This window comes from Aeromonas sp. QDB34 (assembly GCF_027705405.1).
GTDB classification, from domain to species: domain Bacteria; phylum Pseudomonadota; class Gammaproteobacteria; order Enterobacterales; family Aeromonadaceae; genus Aeromonas; species Aeromonas hydrophila.
The window spans coordinates 1-16,347 of record NZ_JAPDBT010000007.1; the positions used below are offsets into that span (position 1 = coordinate 1).

The following is a 16,347-nucleotide window of genomic DNA, read 5'->3' on the forward strand; positions in this document are numbered from 1 at the left end:
CAGGCAGCCTGTCAAGGTATTCGAAGAGTACCGTCAGGCGGCATAGGCGAGTGTCGCACTTCGAAGTTGAATTCGCGCCCCATTGAAAGCGATTTCAGTCATGTTTTTGTCATCAATTTGAATATTTATAACTTATTCATCGAAGCGAATTAATTGTTGGTAGCGGTTTCATGATGGATCTTTTCGCTTTTACTTCCATGTTGATGGTGAGTTATTGCATGGTTCGGCTGATTATCATCGTACAAAACCCTCTACGGCCAATGCTGGGCGATTTGTCGCCATTTTGTGAATCAGCTCATGTTTGTCCCGAAATTGGCTACCTATAATCGGCCTCGGTTATCACCTAAACGTTTTTATGGTGATAAGAACTTGGATATTCAGGATCACACTCCTCTCAGCGGGAATAAGGAAAATGAAAATGAAAGCAAAGTGGCTCCCGATCGCTGCAGCAGTAACCGCAGCCCTGGCTTCCCAAGCCGCCTTCGCCGTTGATTTCCACGGCTACTTCCGTTCAGGTGTCGGCGTTTCCGGTGACGGCGACATGGTGAAATACAACGTGAACAAGGTTGGTCGTCTGGGTAACGAGAATGATACCTACGGCGAAGTTCAGCTGGGTCAGGAAGTATTCAACAAGGACGGCAAGACTTTCTACGTTGACTCCATGTTTGCCATGGCTTCCAACGGTTCAAACGACTGGGAAGGTACCGGTACCGTTTGTAACTTTGATGCCAAACAGTGCAGCGGCGACTCCGATTTCGCGCTGCGCCAGTTCAACGTGCAAGCCAAGGGCCTGCTGGGCTTCGCGCCGGAAGCTACCCTGTGGGCTGGTAAGCGTTACTACCAACGTCACGACATCCACATCTCTGACTTCTACTACTGGAACATCTCCGGTGCCGGTGCCGGTATCGAAGGCATCCAGGCCGGTCCTGGCAAGATCTCCTTCGCCTGGATTCGCAATGACCGCAGCGCAAAAGACGTATTCGGTGAGTACACCAACACCGGTACCAGCGCAGCGCCGAACTATGTGAAGAACGAAGATCTGAACGTCAACACGCTGGACCTGCGTTATGCCGGTATCCCGCTGTGGAGCGAAGCCTCTCTGGAAGTCGGCGCCATGTATGCGCTGGTCAATGAGACCGAAGCGCAGAAACCGCTGAAAAACAACAACATGAAAGACGGCGTCATGCTGACTGCCGAACTGACCCAAGGCATCCTGGGTGGCTTCAACAAGACCGTGCTGCAGTACGGTACTGAAGGTTACTCCAAGACCATGGCCTTCTACGGTGACGGTTCCGGGTACGGTGCCGAAGCCAAAGACGGTGCTGACGGTTTCCGTATCATCAACTGGGGTGTTGTCCCGATGGGCAACAACTTCGAGATGGGTCACCAACTGGTCTACGGTGTAGGCAACGAGATGTGGGATGGCAACGACAAGTGGGAAACCATGTCTGCCGTTGTTCGCCCGATGTACAAGTGGGATGACTTCAACAAGACCATCTTCGAAGGCGGCTACTTCAAGGACAAGAACAAGTCCACCAACGGTACTACCGAAGATGATTCCGGTTACAAGCTGACCCTGGCTCAAGCCTGGTCTGCCGGCTCCAGCTTCTGGGCCCGTCCTGAAATCCGTGTGTTCGCCTCCTACTTGGCCAACGACGAAGACAAGAAAGTCTTCGAAAGCGGTACCTCCAAAGACACCTACCAAGTTGGTGTTCAAGCGGAAGCTTGGTGGTAAGCAGCTGTTTAAGTTAAGTTAGTCACTGCCCCCGTATGGGGGCAGTTTTGTTTCGCCGGGTAACGGCAACCGGGTTATGGAGATAAGAAGAATGAAACTGGTAAAGATGTCTATCGCAGCCGTGGTTACTGCGCTGTTGGCCGGTTGTTCCGGTAGCATGTTGGTCCCCGTGCAGGATCATGCATCCATCCTGAGTAATGCCGATCAGGCCAAGCAGGCGCTCTCGCAGGCGACCAGCTGCTGCGCCGCTTTCAGTGATTTCAATTATGTGGCGTTGCCGGAGGGCGACACTCTGCTGGTCCTCGACAGCAAGCAACCCAGTTTTCAGTTTGACGAGGGGATGAGCTATTTCGCCGCTTATCGCCTGCCGGCCAATACCGGCAATCTGGCCATCAGCATCGCATCCCAGGTGAGCAAGACGGTGCTGATCCCGCAGGTCATCATGCTGGATGCCCAGTTCAAGGTGACGCGCGTGCTGGGTGAATCGGTATTCACCTATCAGCCGGCCCATCTGCTCGATAACGACAGGATTGAGGGCAAGTTGTTCGTCGACCGCAGCATGCCGGGCAATCCGGCGGCCGAGACCTATATGATTGTCTATGCCCCGGCCAACAAGCTGGCAGGCAGCACCACCATACTGCACCCCTCCAAGGCGTTTGCCAGAGCCAACGGGACGGTTGAACCGGATATCAAGGACCCCGTGATCCCGCACTCCCCATGGGGTCTGGTACAGATCAAGGTGGCCGACATGGCAAAAGGGCAGGGACTGGAAGCGGTCTTCAAGCCTGAATATGCCGACAAGGTAGCAATGAGCAAGGCTGCACCGGCGGCGACGGCCGTTGCGGCAGGCACTGTGGCGACCGCTGCGGTAGCCGCGCCTGCCAAGCCTGCGCCCGCCATGCTGAGTGAAACCGAAGCCTTCTATCAATCCCAGATCGAAAAAGCGGTGAAAGCCGGTGATATCGACAAGGCGATGCAACTGGTCAGCGAGGCGGAGCGGGCCGGTTCGACCAAGGCGAAATCGGTCTTTATTGATGCGGTGAAACGTTCCCAAAAGGGCTGAATATTGCCCGGTCTTTAAAATATAATATTTATTTGAGGCCTCCCTTGTTGGAGGCCTTTTTAATCGGTAGACTAAAATAGAAAAAACAGCAAATGGTTACAATAAGTTACAATGCGTTTCGTTGGGTATTGTTTTGATTGGCTAAAATACAATGCGAAACAGCACTTTTCATATTTATGGCTTAGCATGAAGATGCCGAAATATATCTGTAATTAGCTAAAAATTCCCGCCGAAATTATCTTGTGATCTCCCCTCCAAATTTTTTATTCGCTTACCCCTGATGGAAGATATTTGCGATCTGCTGGGTTATATTCAGCTGGTCAAAATAAACAAACCCGCGTCGAATTCATGCCGATGAGAGATGATGTTGATGATCGTCTATAAATTGGACTGAAGCGTCTACGGTAAGACATTCCATTCAGGAGCGCACACATGTTAAAAAATGCTTTCTCTAATCTGCAAAAGGTCGGTAAGGCGCTGATGCTGCCAGTATCGGTCTTGCCCGTTGCAGGTATTCTGCTGGGGGTGGGTGCTGCCCACTTCAGCTGGTTGCCGGAAATTGTCTCCCAATTGATGGAGCAGGCCGGTGGTTCCGTATTTGGTCAGATGGCCCTGCTGTTCGCAGTGGGTGTAGCCCTCGGCTTTACCAATAACGACGGTGTATCCGGTCTGTCAGCCATCGTCGGCTACGGCATCATGGTTGCCACCCTGAAGGTCATGGCGCCTGTGATGGGCGTTGAGACCATCGAAACCGGCGTCCTGGGTGGTATCCTCGCCGGTGGCGTGGCCGCATGGGCGTTCAACCGCTTCTACAAGATCCAGTTGCCCGAGTATCTGGGCTTCTTCGCCGGCAAACGCGCCGTGCCCATCATCACCGGTTTCGTCTCCATCGGCCTAGGCGTGATCCTGTCCGTCATTTGGCCGCCGGTGGGCGCTGCCATCGGTGCCTTCTCCGACTGGGCTGCCAACCAGAACCCGGTACTGGCCTTCGGTATCTACGGCGTGGTTGAGCGCTCCCTGATCCCGTTCGGTCTGCACCACATCTGGAACGTACCTTTCTTCTATCAGGCTGGTACCTGTGTCAACGCTGCCGGTGAAACCGTACACGGCATCATGACCTGCTTCCTGACTGCTGACGACGCTTCCCGCGCTGCCGGCAACGGCTTCGGTCAGCTGGCCGGTGGCTACCTGTTCAAGATGTTCGGTCTGCCTGCCGCCGCGTTTGCCATCGCGCACTCCGCCAAGCCGGAAAACCGCGCCAAGATCGTAGGCATCATGGCCTCTGCCGCCCTGACCTCTTTCCTGACCGGTATCACCGAGCCGATCGAATTCTCCTTCCTGTTCATCGCCCCGGTACTGTACGCCATCCACGCCGTGCTGGCTGGTCTGGCCTACGTGCTGACCAACTCTCTGGGCGTGGTACACGGTCACACCTTCTCCAACGGCTTCATCGACTTCGTGGTGCAATCCCCGCGTGCCGATCACATGCTGCTGCTAGTGGGTCTGGGTCTGGTCTATGCCGTCATCTACTACGTGGTCTTCACCGTGGTCATCCGTGCCATGAATCTGAAAACCCCGGGTCGTGAAGACGAAGCAGCCGAAGAGAGCGTTGGTCAGAGCAAGGACGAGATGTCTGCCGCACTGGTCTCTGCCTTCGGTGGCAAAGAGAATATCGCTTCGCTGGACGCCTGCATCACCCGTCTGCGGGTCGGTGTGAAAGACGTGGCCAAGGTTGACCAGGCTGGTCTGAAGAAACTGGGCGCTGCCGGTGTGGTAGTGGCAGGTTCCGGCGTACAAGCCATCTTCGGTACCAAGTCCGACAACCTGAAAACCGACATGGACATCTGGATGAAGAGCAACTAATCCTGTTGCCTGAATACCAGAGTTGTTGAAAAGGGAGGCGCAAGCCTCCCTTTTTGCTGGGCGTCATAGGGCAGCCGGATGCGGTGGTGCATGTTTCGACCGGCGCGGTATCAATGTTGCCATCGGTCTTCAGCTCAAAGAAAAGGCGCCCATGGGCGCCTTTGTAGTATCAGACCGGTTTAGAGCTTTTCCAGATCCCGCTCGATTTCGCTGATCTTGTTCTGCACCACTTTTTCCAGGTGGCGCAGATCGCGCAAGATCTTCTGCTTGATGTCCGGGTCGGCCTGCACGTGCACGCCCTGGGTCAGGTTGTCGAGCTCATCCACCACGTACTTGAGATTGGCGTTGATCTCGGTGACATCCTTGTACTCGTGGGTACCCGAATCGACCAGCATGGTCTTGCGCTGGCGCGGATACTTGAACTTGACGCTCTTGGCGAAGAACTCGCCCTTCTGTTTCTTGAAGTAGATCTTGAGGATGTCGTGATTGGCTTCCTGGCGCAGGGTATAGCTGTCCACTGAGGTGGGTTCCTGGATCCCCAGGCTCTTCAGATTCTCGTACATCGGGCTTCCTCGGTTTGAAACGATCCTGACCAATCTATCTTAACCGAGTCGGTGTGGCTTGCCTGTGACAGGGGCGCCAAAATCAAAAGGGCGCCATCAGGCGCCCTTTTAAATCACCGTAAACCGCTTACTCGTCGATGGAGCGCAGCAGGGCGTTGATGCCGACCTTGGCGCGGGTCTTGGCATCCACTTTCTTGACGATGACGGCGGCGTACAGGCTGTATTTGCCGCACTTGGAGGGCAGGGAGCCGGAGACGACCACCGAGCCGGCCGGGACGCGGCCGTAGTGGATCTCGCCGGTTTCACGGTCATAGATGCGGGTGGACTGGCCGATGAAGACGCCCATGGAGATGACGGAGCCCTCTTCCACGATCACCCCTTCCACCACTTCGGAACGGGCACCGATGAAGCAGTTGTCTTCGATGATGGTCGGGTTGGCCTGCAGCGGCTCCAGTACGCCGCCGATGCCGACGCCGCCGGAGAGGTGCACGTTCTTGCCGATCTGGGCGCAGGAGCCCACGGTGGCCCAGGTGTCGACCATGGTGCCTTCATCGACGAAGGCGCCGATGTTGACGTAGGAGGGCATCAGCACGGTATTGGGCGCGATGAAGGAGCCTTTGCGGGCGGTGGCCGGCGGCACCACGCGCACACCGGCAGCCTTGAACTGCTCGGCGCTGTAGTCGGAGAACTTGAGGGGAACCTTGTCGTAATACTGGGCGTCGTCACCCTTGATGATGCCGTTGTCATTGATGCGGAAGTAGAGCAGTACCGCCTTCTTCAGCCACTGGTGTACCACCCACTCGCCGGCAATCTTCTCGGCAACGCGAGCCTTGCCGGAGTCCAGCAGGTCGATGGCTTGCAGGATGGCGGCCTTGGTGGCGGCATCGACGGAGCCGGGAGTGATGGAATCACGGCGCTCGAAGGCCGCTTCGATGATCTGTTGCAACTCGGTCATGACAGGTTTCCTTTAAAAAATTCCGTTTGTTGTATCACACTTTTCCAATTGTTTTTAAGGGCTCGGGCCGATTTCTTCACGGGAACGCCGATTTATTGTGCTGGCGTGGTCCAACCATTTGTTCTGCTTGATAAATCAGGGACAGACTCGGCGTCTTGTGAAGCCTTCACGGGCCCGGCCTGCCCTCATCATCGGCCGACTCTTGCGGGTTGAGCTGGTTGACCAGCCGCTCCTCCAGCGCCTGCTGCTCGGCCTGGGTCAACGGCTCGCCCGCGAGTGTGGTGAGGCTGAAGAAGTCCTCCACCCGCTCGCCGATGGTGGTGATCTTGGCGGCATGGAGCGACAGGCCGCACTGTTGGAACACGGCGCCGATGCGGGCCAGCAGCCCCGGGGTATCGAGCGCGGTCAGCTCCAGCAGAGTGTGGCGGGTCTCCCCCTTGTGGGGCAGAAAGACCACCCGGGTCGGCACGCTGAACTGGCGGTGGCGCCGTGACAGGGGTTTGCTGCGCAGCACCAGCTTGCCCGGCTCCTGCAGCGCCTTCTCCAGCGCCTTCTTGATGGTGGCGGTGCGGTTGGGGCTGATGGGCTCGCCGTTGGGCTCGAGCACCACGAAGGTATCGAGCACGTAGTCGCTGCGCGAATTCATGATCTGGGCGTCGTGGATGTTGAGGTTCTTCTGATCCAGCGCCGAGGCCACGGTGGCGAACAGATTCGGGGTGTCGCGACAATAGATGAACACCTCGCTGCCGCCGCGGGTCGGGTGCTTGCCGATGATCACCAGCGGCGCCGGGTTGTCGCCGTGTTCGATGATCTTGCGGCAGTGCCAGGCGATCTGCTCCGGCGTATGGCGCAGGAAGTAGTCTGCCTTGAAGTCGCTCCAGAGCTGGTTGATGGCCTCCTCCGGCACGTCGCGCTGGGCCAGGATCTGCTTGGCCTGGCGCTGGTTCTCGCGGATCTTGAGGCGCATGTCGGGCGGGTTTTCCAGCCCCTGGCGCAGCGCCTTCTGGGTGGCGAAGTAGAGCTCGCGCAGCAGGGTGCCTTTCCAGTCGTTCCAGAGGGTGTCGTTGGTGGCGCAGATATCGGCCACGGTCAGGCAGTAAAGCAGGTCGAGGTGCTGCTCGTCGCGCACCTTCTGGGCAAAGTCGGTGACCACCTCGGGGTCATAGATGTCGCGGCGCTGGGCGGTGACCGACATCAGCAGGTGGTGGCGTACCAGCCAGGCGACCAGCCGGCTCTCGTAGCGATCCAGGCCGTGCAGCTGGCAGAACTCCAGCGCATCGACGGCGCCGAGCTCTGAGTGGTCGCCACGCCGCCCCTTGGCGATGTCGTGGAACAGGGCGGCGATGCTGAGCAGCTCCGGCTTGCGCAGCCGGGTGAACACCTCGTGGCAGAGCGGGTGGGTCTGGCGGCTGGCCGGGTTGGGAAACTGATGGATGTTCTTGAGCAGCCGGTGAGTGTGTTCATCCACCGTGTAGGCGTGGAACATGTCGAACTGCATCTGGCCGACGATGAGGTTCCACTGCGGCAGGTAGGCCGCCAGGATGCCGTACTTGTGCATCAGGGTGAGCGGCTGGCCGATGCCGTTGGGGTGGCGCAGCAGCGCCATGAACAGGCGGCGGCATTCCGGCAGATCCTGCAGCCAGCAGTTGAGCTTGCGGCGCGCCTCGCGCAGCTGGCGCAGGGTGGCGGAGTGAATGCCGGCAATCTCCGGGTGCTGGGCTATCTGGTAGAAGAGGCGCAGGATGGCTGCGGGCTCGCGGCCGAACAGCTCGGAATCCACCGCATCGATGAGGCGCCCGCGCAGCTGGAACTCGTCGGAGAGGCGGCGCACGTCCATGGCGGTGTTGCCGAGGATCGCCTCGTCAAACAGCTGCAGCAGCATCTCGTTGAGCTCGGAGACCCGCCGCACCGTCTGGTAGAAGCGTTTCATCATCTGCTCGACCGGGGCGTTGCCTTCCCCCTCGAAGCCCAGCATCTGGGCCACGGTACGCTGGCGATCGAACAGCAGCCGGTTGTCGCCCTTGTTGATGGCCATGTGCAGGGCGAAGCGCACCTTCCACAAAAAATTCTGGCAATCGAGCAGCTCGCGATACTCGGCCCGGTTGAGGAAGCCGTGGCTGGTCATCTCGAACAGGGTGGTGGCGCCGAAGTGGCGGCGAGCCACCCAGGCCAGGGTCTGGATGTCGCGCAGGCCGCCCGGATTGCTCTTGAGGTCCGGCTCCAGCTTGTAGGCGGTGCCGAGAAACTGCTGGTGGCGCTGGGCCTGCTCTTCGCGTTTGGCCTTGAAGAACTGCTCGCTTGGCCAGAAGTGCTGGGGGCCGGTGGCCTCCTTGAGCTGCTGGAAGCCCGCCTCGCGGCCGGTGATGTAGCGCGCCTCGATGAGGTTGGTGGCAACCGTGATGTCGCCGCGTCCCTGCTCGAGACACTCGGCCACGTTGCGCACCGCCTGGCCCACCTCCAGCTTGAGATCCCACAGCAGGGTGATGAACTCACCGATGCGCAGCCCCAGCACCTCGTCCAACTCGTCCCCTTCGTAGAGGATCAGCAGGTCGATGTCGGAGTGGGGGTGCAGTTCGCCACGGCCATAACCACCCACCGCGATCAGAGTGAGCTCCGTCTTGTCGAAGCCGAACTTTTGCCACAACCGGGTCAGCAGCTCGTCCATGTATTCGGAGCGGGTAGCCACCAGTTCGATGATGTTGTCACCGGCATCGAAGCGGGCGTGCAGCCAGCCGAGAAAACGGCTCAGGTACTCCTTGCAGTTCTCGCGGGTGAGCTGAGCGTCGGGTAACAGGTGGGGGGAAAGCAGGCTGGCATCCATGGCGTCTCACACTCTACTGTCGCACGCCTGTGCGCTGTTCTCGCACGGGTTCGCGGCTGATAAAAACAAAACCCCGGCGGGAGGCCGGGGTTTGATGTTAACCGTGTTTGATGAGACGGTCGATAGTGTCATCCGGGCGCAGGGTCAGCACCTCGCAACCATCCTCGGTCACCAGCAGGGTGTGTTCCCACTGGGCGGAGTCGCCGCCATCCTTGGTGGTCACGGTCCAGCCATCCTTCGGATTGACCTTGCAGTGGTACTTCTTGCTGTTGACCATGGGTTCGATGGTGAAACACATGCCCGGCTTGAGCTCCTGCTTGCCGCCGTTGCGATAGTGCAGGATCTGCGGCTCTTCATGGAACTCGGCCCCGATGCCGTGGCCACAGTAGTCGCGCACCACGGAGAAACCGGCCTTCTCTACGATGGGCTGGATCACGGCACCGATCTCGGTGATGCACATGCCCGGCCGCACCTGCTTGATGGCGGCGTAGAGGCTCTCCTGGGCGACCTTGCACAGCTGACGGCGCAGCGGGGTGGTCTCACCCACGATGAACATGGCGGAGGTATCGCCGTGGTAGCCATCCTTGATGACGGTGATGTCCAGGTTGATGATGTCCCCTTCCCGCAGTTTCTTGTGGTTCGGGATGCCGTGGCAGATCACATCGTTCACCGAGGTGCAGATGGACTTGGGGAAGCCGTGGTAGTTGAGCGGCGCAGGGATGGCCTGCTGCACGTCGACGATGTAGTCGTGGCAGAGGGTGTTCAGTTCGTCGGTGGTGACGCCCGCCTTGACGTGGGGGGCGATCATGACCAGCACATCGGCGGCCAGTTGGCCGGCAACGCGCATCTTTTCAATCTCTTCCGGTGTCTTGATTTTAATGGACATGGGATCTCTCTTGGGACCTGATCGCGCATCTATCGATGTCCGGCAATCAGGTAATGAAAAATAGATGCGTTTGCAATCAGGCCAAAATTTTATCCCCAACCCCCGTTTACTTCCAGTGTGATTGTCATCACAGCGTCAAATCGGCGCTTCAGCATGCTGCCCAGGGATCCATTTTTAGCGGTTCGGCTGGTGGTGTCCTGACCAAAGTTATGGTATAAAGCGCGCCGGAATGGGGAACTTGTGTCCTCATGCCATCACCCTTACTTAAACAACACACACACATCGACACATATGCCGGGGTGCCTTAACGGGTCGGTTATATGGGATGTGTGGAGGCCTAACCCCAATAGAGGTATAAAATGGCTAAAGTTTCTATGCGCGACATGCTGCAAGCCGGCGTTCACTTCGGTCACCAGACTCGTTACTGGAACCCGAAAATGAAATCCTACATCTTCGGTGCCCGCAGCAAGGTTCACATCATCAACCTGGAAAAAACCGTTCCGATGTTTGACGATGCCATGAACTTCATCAGCTCCGTAGCTGCCAAGAAGGGCAAGGTACTGTTCGTAGGTACCAAGCGTGCCGCGTCTGAAGCCGTAAAAGAAGCCGCTGAGCGTTGCGACCAGTTCTATGTTAACCACCGCTGGCTGGGCGGCATGCTGACCAACTGGAAAACCGTTCGTCAGTCCATCAAGCGCCTGAAAGATCTGGAAACCCAGAGCCAAGACGGTACCTTCGACAAGCTGACCAAGAAAGAGGCGCTGATGCGTACTCGCGAAATGGAAAAGCTGGAGAAGAGCCTGGGTGGTATCAAGAACATGGGCGGCCTGCCTGACGTTCTGTTCGTTGTCGATGCCGACCACGAGCACATCGCTATCAAAGAAGCCAACAACCTGGGTATCCCGGTAGTTTCCATCGTTGATACCAACTCCAACCCGGACGGCGTTGACTATGTCATCCCGGGTAACGACGACGCTATCCGTGCCGTTCAGCTGTACCTGAATGCTGCTGCTGACACCGTACTGGAAGCTCGCGCTCAGGACATCGTTGTTCAAGCCGAACAAGATGGCTTCGTTGAAGCTGAGTAATTGATAAGGACTGCAAAGCCCTTATTAACCAAGCTGATGTAATTGGTTAGCAGGGGCCCTTGTGGCCCCTGTTTCTTGTCAATTCAAGACCGAGGATACTGGACATGGCAAACATTTCTGCCGCCCTGGTAAAAGAACTGCGCGAGCGCACCGCCGCTGGCATGATGGATTGCAAAAAAGCACTGGAAGAAGCCAACGGTGATATCGAACTGGCTATCGAAAACATGCGCAAATCCGGTCAGGCCAAAGCCGCCAAGAAAGCTGGCCGTATCGCCGCTGAAGGTGTGATCTTCGCCCGTACCGAAGGCAACGTTGCCGTCATGATCGAGCTGAACTGCGAGACTGACTTCGTTTCCAAGGATGCCGGCTTCCTGGCCATGGGTCAGAAAATCGTTGAAATCGCCGCTACCCAGAAGATCGCTGACGTTGACGCGCTGAAAGCCGCCGACTTCGGCAACGGCGAGTCCGTTGAGCTGACCATCACCAACCTGATCGCCAAGATCGGTGAGAACATGAACCTGCGTCGCGTGATGCTGGTTGAAGGTGACAACCTGGGCACCTACGTTCACGGCTCCCGCATCGGTGTTATCACCAAGCTGGCCGGTGGTTCCGACGAGCTGGCCAAAGATCTGGCCATGCACGTTGCTGCCAACAGCCCGCAATTCGTCAAGCCGGAAGATGTATCTGCCGAAGTCGTTGCCAAAGAGCGCGAAATCCAGATCGACATCGCCATCAACTCTGGCAAGCCGAAAGAGATCGCCGAGAAAATGGTTGAAGGCCGCATGAAGAAGTTCACCGGTGAGGTTTCCCTGACTGGTCAACCGTTCGTGAAAGATCCTTCCATGACCGTTGCCGAGCTGCTGAAGAAAGAAGGCGCTGACGTTGTTTCCTTCACCCGTTTCGAAGTGGGCGAAGGCATCGAGAAGCAAGAGACCGATTTCGCTGCGGAAGTTGCAGCCCAAATCGCGGCCGCTCAAAAGGCCTAATCGAACCGGTTTTTCCGTTTCCCCAGACCGCGACTTATGTCGCGGTCTTTATATGACCAGGAATCAGTGACATGAGTACCAATCCCAAGCCTGCATACAGACGTGTTCTTCTGAAGTTGAGTGGTGAAGCCCTGCAAGGATCCGAGGGTTTTGGCATTGATCCGGCGGTGCTGGATCGGATGGCCCAAGAGATCAAAGAACTGGTTGAGCTGGGTGTTCAGGTCGGTCTGGTCATCGGTGGCGGCAACCTGTTCCGTGGTGCCGGTCTTGCCAAGGCGGGCATGAACCGCGTGGTGGGCGACCACATGGGTATGCTGGCTACCGTGATGAACGGTCTGGCCATGCGTGATGCCCTGCATCGTGCTTATGTGAATGCCCGTCTGATGTCTGCCATCTCCCTGCAAGGCATCTGTGACTCCTATGTCTGGGCCGAAGCCATCAGCCAGCTGCGCGCCGGCAAGGTGGTGATCTTCTCCGCCGGTACCGGCAACCCCTTCTTCACTACCGATTCTGCGGCCTGTCTGCGCGGGATCGAGATCGAAGCTGACGTCGTGCTCAAGGCCACCAAGGTCGATGGCGTGTTCACCGACGATCCGGTCAAGAACCCGGATGCCGTGCTGTGCCATGAACTGAGTTATGATGAAGTTCTTGAAAAAGAACTCAAAGTAATGGATCTTGCTGCTTTTACTCTGGCCCGCGACCACGATCTGCCGATCCGGGTGTTCAACATGAACAAGCCGGGTGCGCTGCGTCGGGTGATCATGGGCGAGCCGGAAGGTACCCTGATCCATCACGTCAGCAAGTGAGACAAGCGTGAGCTTCGGCTCGTTTGTCCATGACGCCAGCCAATAAGATAGATACGGGCCGGTTGACGGCTCGTTCGCCAAAAGGAAAACCACTGTGATCAACGAGATTAAAAACGACGCCAAGGACCGCATGGCCAAGAGCGTAGAGTCGCTCAAGACCCAGATGTCCAAGATCCGTACCGGCCGTGCTCACCCGAGCCTGCTCGACGGTATCCAGGTGGAGTATTACGGTGCGGCCACTCCTCTGAAACAGTTGGCCAACGTGGTGGCTGAAGATGCCCGCACCCTCTCCATCTCCATCTTTGACCGCTCCATGATCCAGGCGGTGGAAAAGGCCATCCTGACCTCCGATCTGGGCCTCAACCCGTCCAGCAACGGCCAGACCCTGCGCGTGCCGCTGCCGCCGCTGACCGAAGAGCGTCGTCGCGACCTGACCAAGATCGTGCGTGCCGAAGCGGAAGGTGCCCGGGTTGCCGTGCGCAACATCCGTCGCGATGCCAACGCCGACCTCAAAGCGCTGCTCAAAGACAAAGAGATCTCCGAAGACGACGACCGTCGTGCTCAGGAAGAGATCCAGAAGCTGACCGATTCCTTCATCAAGCTGGTAGACGAAGCACTGGCCCTGAAGGAAAAGGAGCTAATGGAAATCTAAGCCTCTGACAGGTATATTACGAGCGCCGTGTAGTGCCCCTGCACGGCGCTTTTGTCTTTGTGGGAGAAATGAATGTCGCTTTTGGCAGCCGTAGGTGATTGCGCCAATTCGTCCTTGCCTCGTCACGTCGCCATCATCATGGACGGCAACGGACGCTGGGCCCAGAACCGTGGCAAGATGCGGGTCTATGGCCACAAGGCAGGCGTGAAGTCTGTTCGCGAGGCGGTAACCTTTGCTGCGCGGGCCAAGATAGACGCGCTGACCCTGTTTGCGTTTTCCAGCGAGAACTGGCGTCGCCCGGAAGGAGAGGTCAGCGCCTTGATGGAGCTGTTCATGACGGTGCTGGGCCGTGAGGTGCAGAAGCTGCACAGCAACGGCATCCGGCTCAAGGTGATCGGCGATACCGCCCGTTTCAGCGAGCGTCTGCAGGCCAAGATTGCCAAGGCAGAGGCGTTGACCGCCAACAATCAGGGGCTGACCCTCAATATCGCCGCCAATTATGGTGGTCAGTGGGACATCGCCCAGGCGGCCCGCAAGCTGGCCCGTGCTGTGGCGAGCGGGGAACTGGCTGCCGACCAGATAGATGAAGCCATGCTTGGCCGTGAGGTATGCATGGCCGACCTGCCGCCGGTGGATCTACTGATCCGCACCGGGGGCGATCATCGCATCAGCAATTTTGTGTTATGGCAGCTCGCCTATGCCGAGCTCTATTTTACCCCGGTGCTGTGGCCCGATTTCAACGAGGCCGAGTTCAGCGAGGCCGTTGCCTCCTTTGTGGCTCGTGAGCGTCGTTTCGGCTGCACGGGTGAACAGATCCGGGAATTGATCGCCGAGCAACAGACCGGCTAACCCCCCTCCCAAGAGAGAGGCTTCTTTTGCTAAAACAACGAATTATTACCGCATTGCTACTGGTTCCCCTGGTGTTGGGGGCGCTGTTTTTTCTGCCGTTGAAATTCTTTGCCCTGTTGGCATCCCTGGTATTTCTGTTGGCCAGCCGCGAGTGGAGCGGCTTCGTCTCCGCCAAGCCGCAGCAGTGGCTGCCGCTGGTGTACTGCCTGCTGCTCGGAGCCAGCCTGTTCTGGCTGCCGGTGGAGCAGCTGTGGACACCTCATCTGCATCCGCTGGTGATGGGCGTGCTCTGGACCGCCGTCAGCTGGTGGCTGCTGGGGCTGCTGCTGGTGTTGCGCTACCCCCAGAGCGCCAAGCTGTGGAAGGAATCCATCTGGCTCAAGTCCCTGTTCGGCCTGGTGACCCTGGTCCCCTTCTTCTGGTCCCTGGTGGCCATCCGTGGTTACAACTTCTATCACGACCCCATGATGGGGGCCTGGATCCTGCTGTTCGTGATGGGACTGGTCTGGGCGGCAGATTCTGGCGCGTATTTTTTCGGCAAGGCGTTCGGCAAACACAAGCTGGCGCCGGCCGTGAGCCCCGGCAAAACCATCGAAGGCATGTGTGGCGGCCTGTTTACCGCCAGCCTGCTGGCGGTCGGGGTGACCTGGTTCATGGGCTTCGTGCCCGCCAAGATGGCCATCGTGCTGTTCTGCTCCTTGCTGGCGGTGCTGGCCTCGGTACTCGGCGATCTCACCGAGAGCATGTTCAAGCGCGAAGCCGGCATCAAGGATTCAGGCACCCTGTTGCCCGGCCACGGTGGCATCCTCGATCGGATCGACAGCCTGACCGCCGCGCTGCCGGTGTTCCTGCTCAGCTATCTGCTGCTCAGCCAGGAGTTTTGATGCATAACCTGGTGATTCTGGGGGCCTCCGGCTCCATCGGTCAGAGTACGCTCAAGGTACTGCGGCACAATCCGGGGCGCTGGCAGGTGCTGGCGCTGACCGCGGCCCGCAGCGTGGAGGCCATGCTGCGCGACTGTCTCGAATTCTCTCCCCGCTTCGCCGTCATGGTGGACGAGGCCGCCGCCAGCGAGCTGGCTGCTCAACTCAAGACCCACGGCAGCGCGACTCGTGTCATGGCTGGCCCGGCCGCCCTGTGCGAAGTGGCCGCTCACCCCGATGCCCACAGCGTGATGGCCGCCATCGTCGGTGCCGCCGGGCTTGCACCCACCATGGCCGCGGTGCGTGCCGGCAAGCGCATCCTGCTGGCCAACAAGGAGGCCCTGGTGATGTCCGGCGCTTTCTTCATGGAGGCGGTGCGCGAGCACGGGGCCGAGCTGCTGCCCATCGACAGCGAACACAACGCCATTTTTCAGTGCCTGCCCGAGGCCATCCAGCGCCAGCCGGGCTTTTGCGACCTGGCGGGAGCGGGTATCAGCAAGATCCTGCTGACCGGCTCCGGCGGCCCGTTCCGTTATACCGACATCGCTGAGCTGGCCCGCGTCACCCCGGCTCAGGCCATCGCCCATCCCAACTGGTCTATGGGTGCCAAGATCTCGGTCGACTCCGCCACCATGATCAACAAGGGGCTGGAGTATATCGAGGCGCGCTGGCTGTTCAACGCGGCGCCCGAGCAGATCCAGGTGGTGATCCATCCCCAGTCGGTGATTCACTCCATGGTGCAGTACAAGGACGGCTCCGTGCTGGCCCAGCTCGGCAATCCGGACATGTGCACTCCCATCGCCCACGCGCTGGCCTATCCGGCTCGAGTCGAGTCCGGTGTGGAACCTTTGGATTTCTTCAGTGTCGGAGAGTTCAGCTTTATCCGTCCCGACTATGAGCGCTATCCCTGCCTGCAGCTTGCCATGCATGCCTGTCAGCAGGGACAGGCCGCAACCACGGCCCTCAATGCCGCCAACGAGGAGGCCGTGGCGGCTTTCCTTGCAGAGCGGATCGGTTTTATGGATATTGCCAGAGTCAATGAGGCCACCATGCTCGCCCTGGGCGGTACGGCGGCCGGTTCGCTGGACGATTTGATTGCGCTGGATGGGGCGGCCCGTGCCCGTGCTCACAATTTGATTGAGGAGCTTAGCTGATGA

The 16,347-nt window shown here is 58.5% G+C and carries 14 protein-coding genes; 10 read left to right on the top strand and 4 right to left on the bottom strand.

Annotation, left to right across the window (positions count from 1 at the left end; genetic code table 11):
- Positions 1–418 precede the first annotated feature (418 nt).
- From OKC29_RS11355 to ptsG, 3 genes are all read left to right on the top strand, one after another.
- Complete coding sequence (locus OKC29_RS11355; protein ID WP_333562757.1) at positions 419–1,735, top strand: maltoporin; 1,317 nt, start codon at positions 419–421, stop codon at positions 1,733–1,735.
- A gap of 91 nt (positions 1,736–1,826) precedes the next feature.
- Positions 1,827–2,798 (top strand): MalM family protein, encoded by a 972-nt coding sequence (locus OKC29_RS11360; RefSeq protein ID WP_162275628.1) that lies wholly within the window; start codon positions 1,827–1,829, stop codon positions 2,796–2,798.
- A 432-nt stretch (positions 2,799–3,230) separates the two neighbouring features.
- Positions 3,231–4,661 carry a PTS glucose transporter subunit IIBC gene (gene ptsG / locus OKC29_RS11365; protein WP_016349865.1) on the top strand — a complete coding sequence of 477 codons (1,431 nt, stop codon included), beginning with the start codon at positions 3,231–3,233 and terminating at the stop codon, positions 4,659–4,661.
- Between the two features lie 179 nt (positions 4,662–4,840).
- Here ptsG and OKC29_RS11370 read toward each other — a convergent pair whose 3' ends face one another.
- The 4 genes from OKC29_RS11370 to map all read right to left on the bottom strand — a co-directional run bounded on the left by OKC29_RS11370 (position 4,841) and on the right by map (position 9,886).
- Positions 4,841–5,224, bottom strand: a complete 384-nt coding sequence (locus OKC29_RS11370) for a DUF3461 family protein (RefSeq protein ID WP_011705091.1) — start codon at positions 5,222–5,224, stop codon at positions 4,841–4,843.
- Between the two features lie 127 nt (positions 5,225–5,351).
- Positions 5,352–6,179 (bottom strand): 2,3,4,5-tetrahydropyridine-2,6-dicarboxylate N-succinyltransferase, encoded by an 828-nt coding sequence (dapD, locus tag OKC29_RS11375; protein ID WP_005303473.1) that lies wholly within the window; start codon positions 6,177–6,179, stop codon positions 5,352–5,354.
- 166 nt (positions 6,180–6,345) lie between these two features.
- Positions 6,346–9,000, bottom strand: coding sequence for a bifunctional uridylyltransferase/uridylyl-removing protein GlnD (glnD, locus tag OKC29_RS11380; RefSeq protein WP_044799420.1), 2,655 nt, complete (start codon positions 8,998–9,000; stop codon positions 6,346–6,348).
- Between the two features lie 97 nt (positions 9,001–9,097).
- The gene (gene map, locus OKC29_RS11385; RefSeq protein ID WP_011705093.1) at positions 9,098–9,886 is read right to left on the bottom strand and encodes a type I methionyl aminopeptidase; all 789 of its coding nucleotides are present in this window, start codon (positions 9,884–9,886) and stop codon (positions 9,098–9,100) included.
- Positions 9,887–10,245: 359 nt separating this feature from the next.
- On the opposite strand from map, the gene rpsB reads away from it, so the two are divergent.
- The 7 genes from rpsB to ispC all read left to right on the top strand — a co-directional run bounded on the left by rpsB (position 10,246) and on the right by ispC (position 16,344).
- A complete protein-coding gene (gene rpsB / locus OKC29_RS11390; RefSeq protein WP_005303470.1) occupies positions 10,246–10,974 on the top strand; it encodes a 30S ribosomal protein S2 in 729 nt (242 codons plus the stop codon).
- A 104-nt stretch (positions 10,975–11,078) separates the two neighbouring features.
- Complete coding sequence (tsf, locus tag OKC29_RS11395; protein ID WP_016349867.1) at positions 11,079–11,960, top strand: translation elongation factor Ts; 882 nt, start codon at positions 11,079–11,081, stop codon at positions 11,958–11,960.
- A 71-nt stretch (positions 11,961–12,031) separates the two neighbouring features.
- A complete protein-coding gene (gene pyrH, locus OKC29_RS11400; protein WP_011705095.1) occupies positions 12,032–12,766 on the top strand; it encodes a UMP kinase in 735 nt (244 codons plus the stop codon).
- Between the two features lie 94 nt (positions 12,767–12,860).
- Complete coding sequence (gene frr / locus OKC29_RS11405; protein WP_011705096.1) at positions 12,861–13,418, top strand: ribosome recycling factor; 558 nt, start codon at positions 12,861–12,863, stop codon at positions 13,416–13,418.
- A 72-nt stretch (positions 13,419–13,490) separates the two neighbouring features.
- On the top strand, positions 13,491–14,267 hold the full coding sequence (uppS, locus tag OKC29_RS11410; protein WP_017408605.1) for a polyprenyl diphosphate synthase: 777 nt from the start codon (positions 13,491–13,493) through the stop codon (positions 14,265–14,267).
- A 26-nt stretch (positions 14,268–14,293) separates the two neighbouring features.
- The gene (locus tag OKC29_RS11415; RefSeq protein ID WP_005303453.1) at positions 14,294–15,151 is read left to right on the top strand and encodes a phosphatidate cytidylyltransferase; all 858 of its coding nucleotides are present in this window, start codon (positions 14,294–14,296) and stop codon (positions 15,149–15,151) included.
- The gene (gene ispC / locus OKC29_RS11420; protein WP_060388760.1) at positions 15,151–16,344 is read left to right on the top strand and encodes a 1-deoxy-D-xylulose-5-phosphate reductoisomerase; all 1,194 of its coding nucleotides are present in this window, start codon (positions 15,151–15,153) and stop codon (positions 16,342–16,344) included. Before OKC29_RS11415 ends, ispC begins: the two co-directional genes overlap by 1 nt.
- The last annotated feature ends 3 nt before the right edge of the window (positions 16,345–16,347 follow it).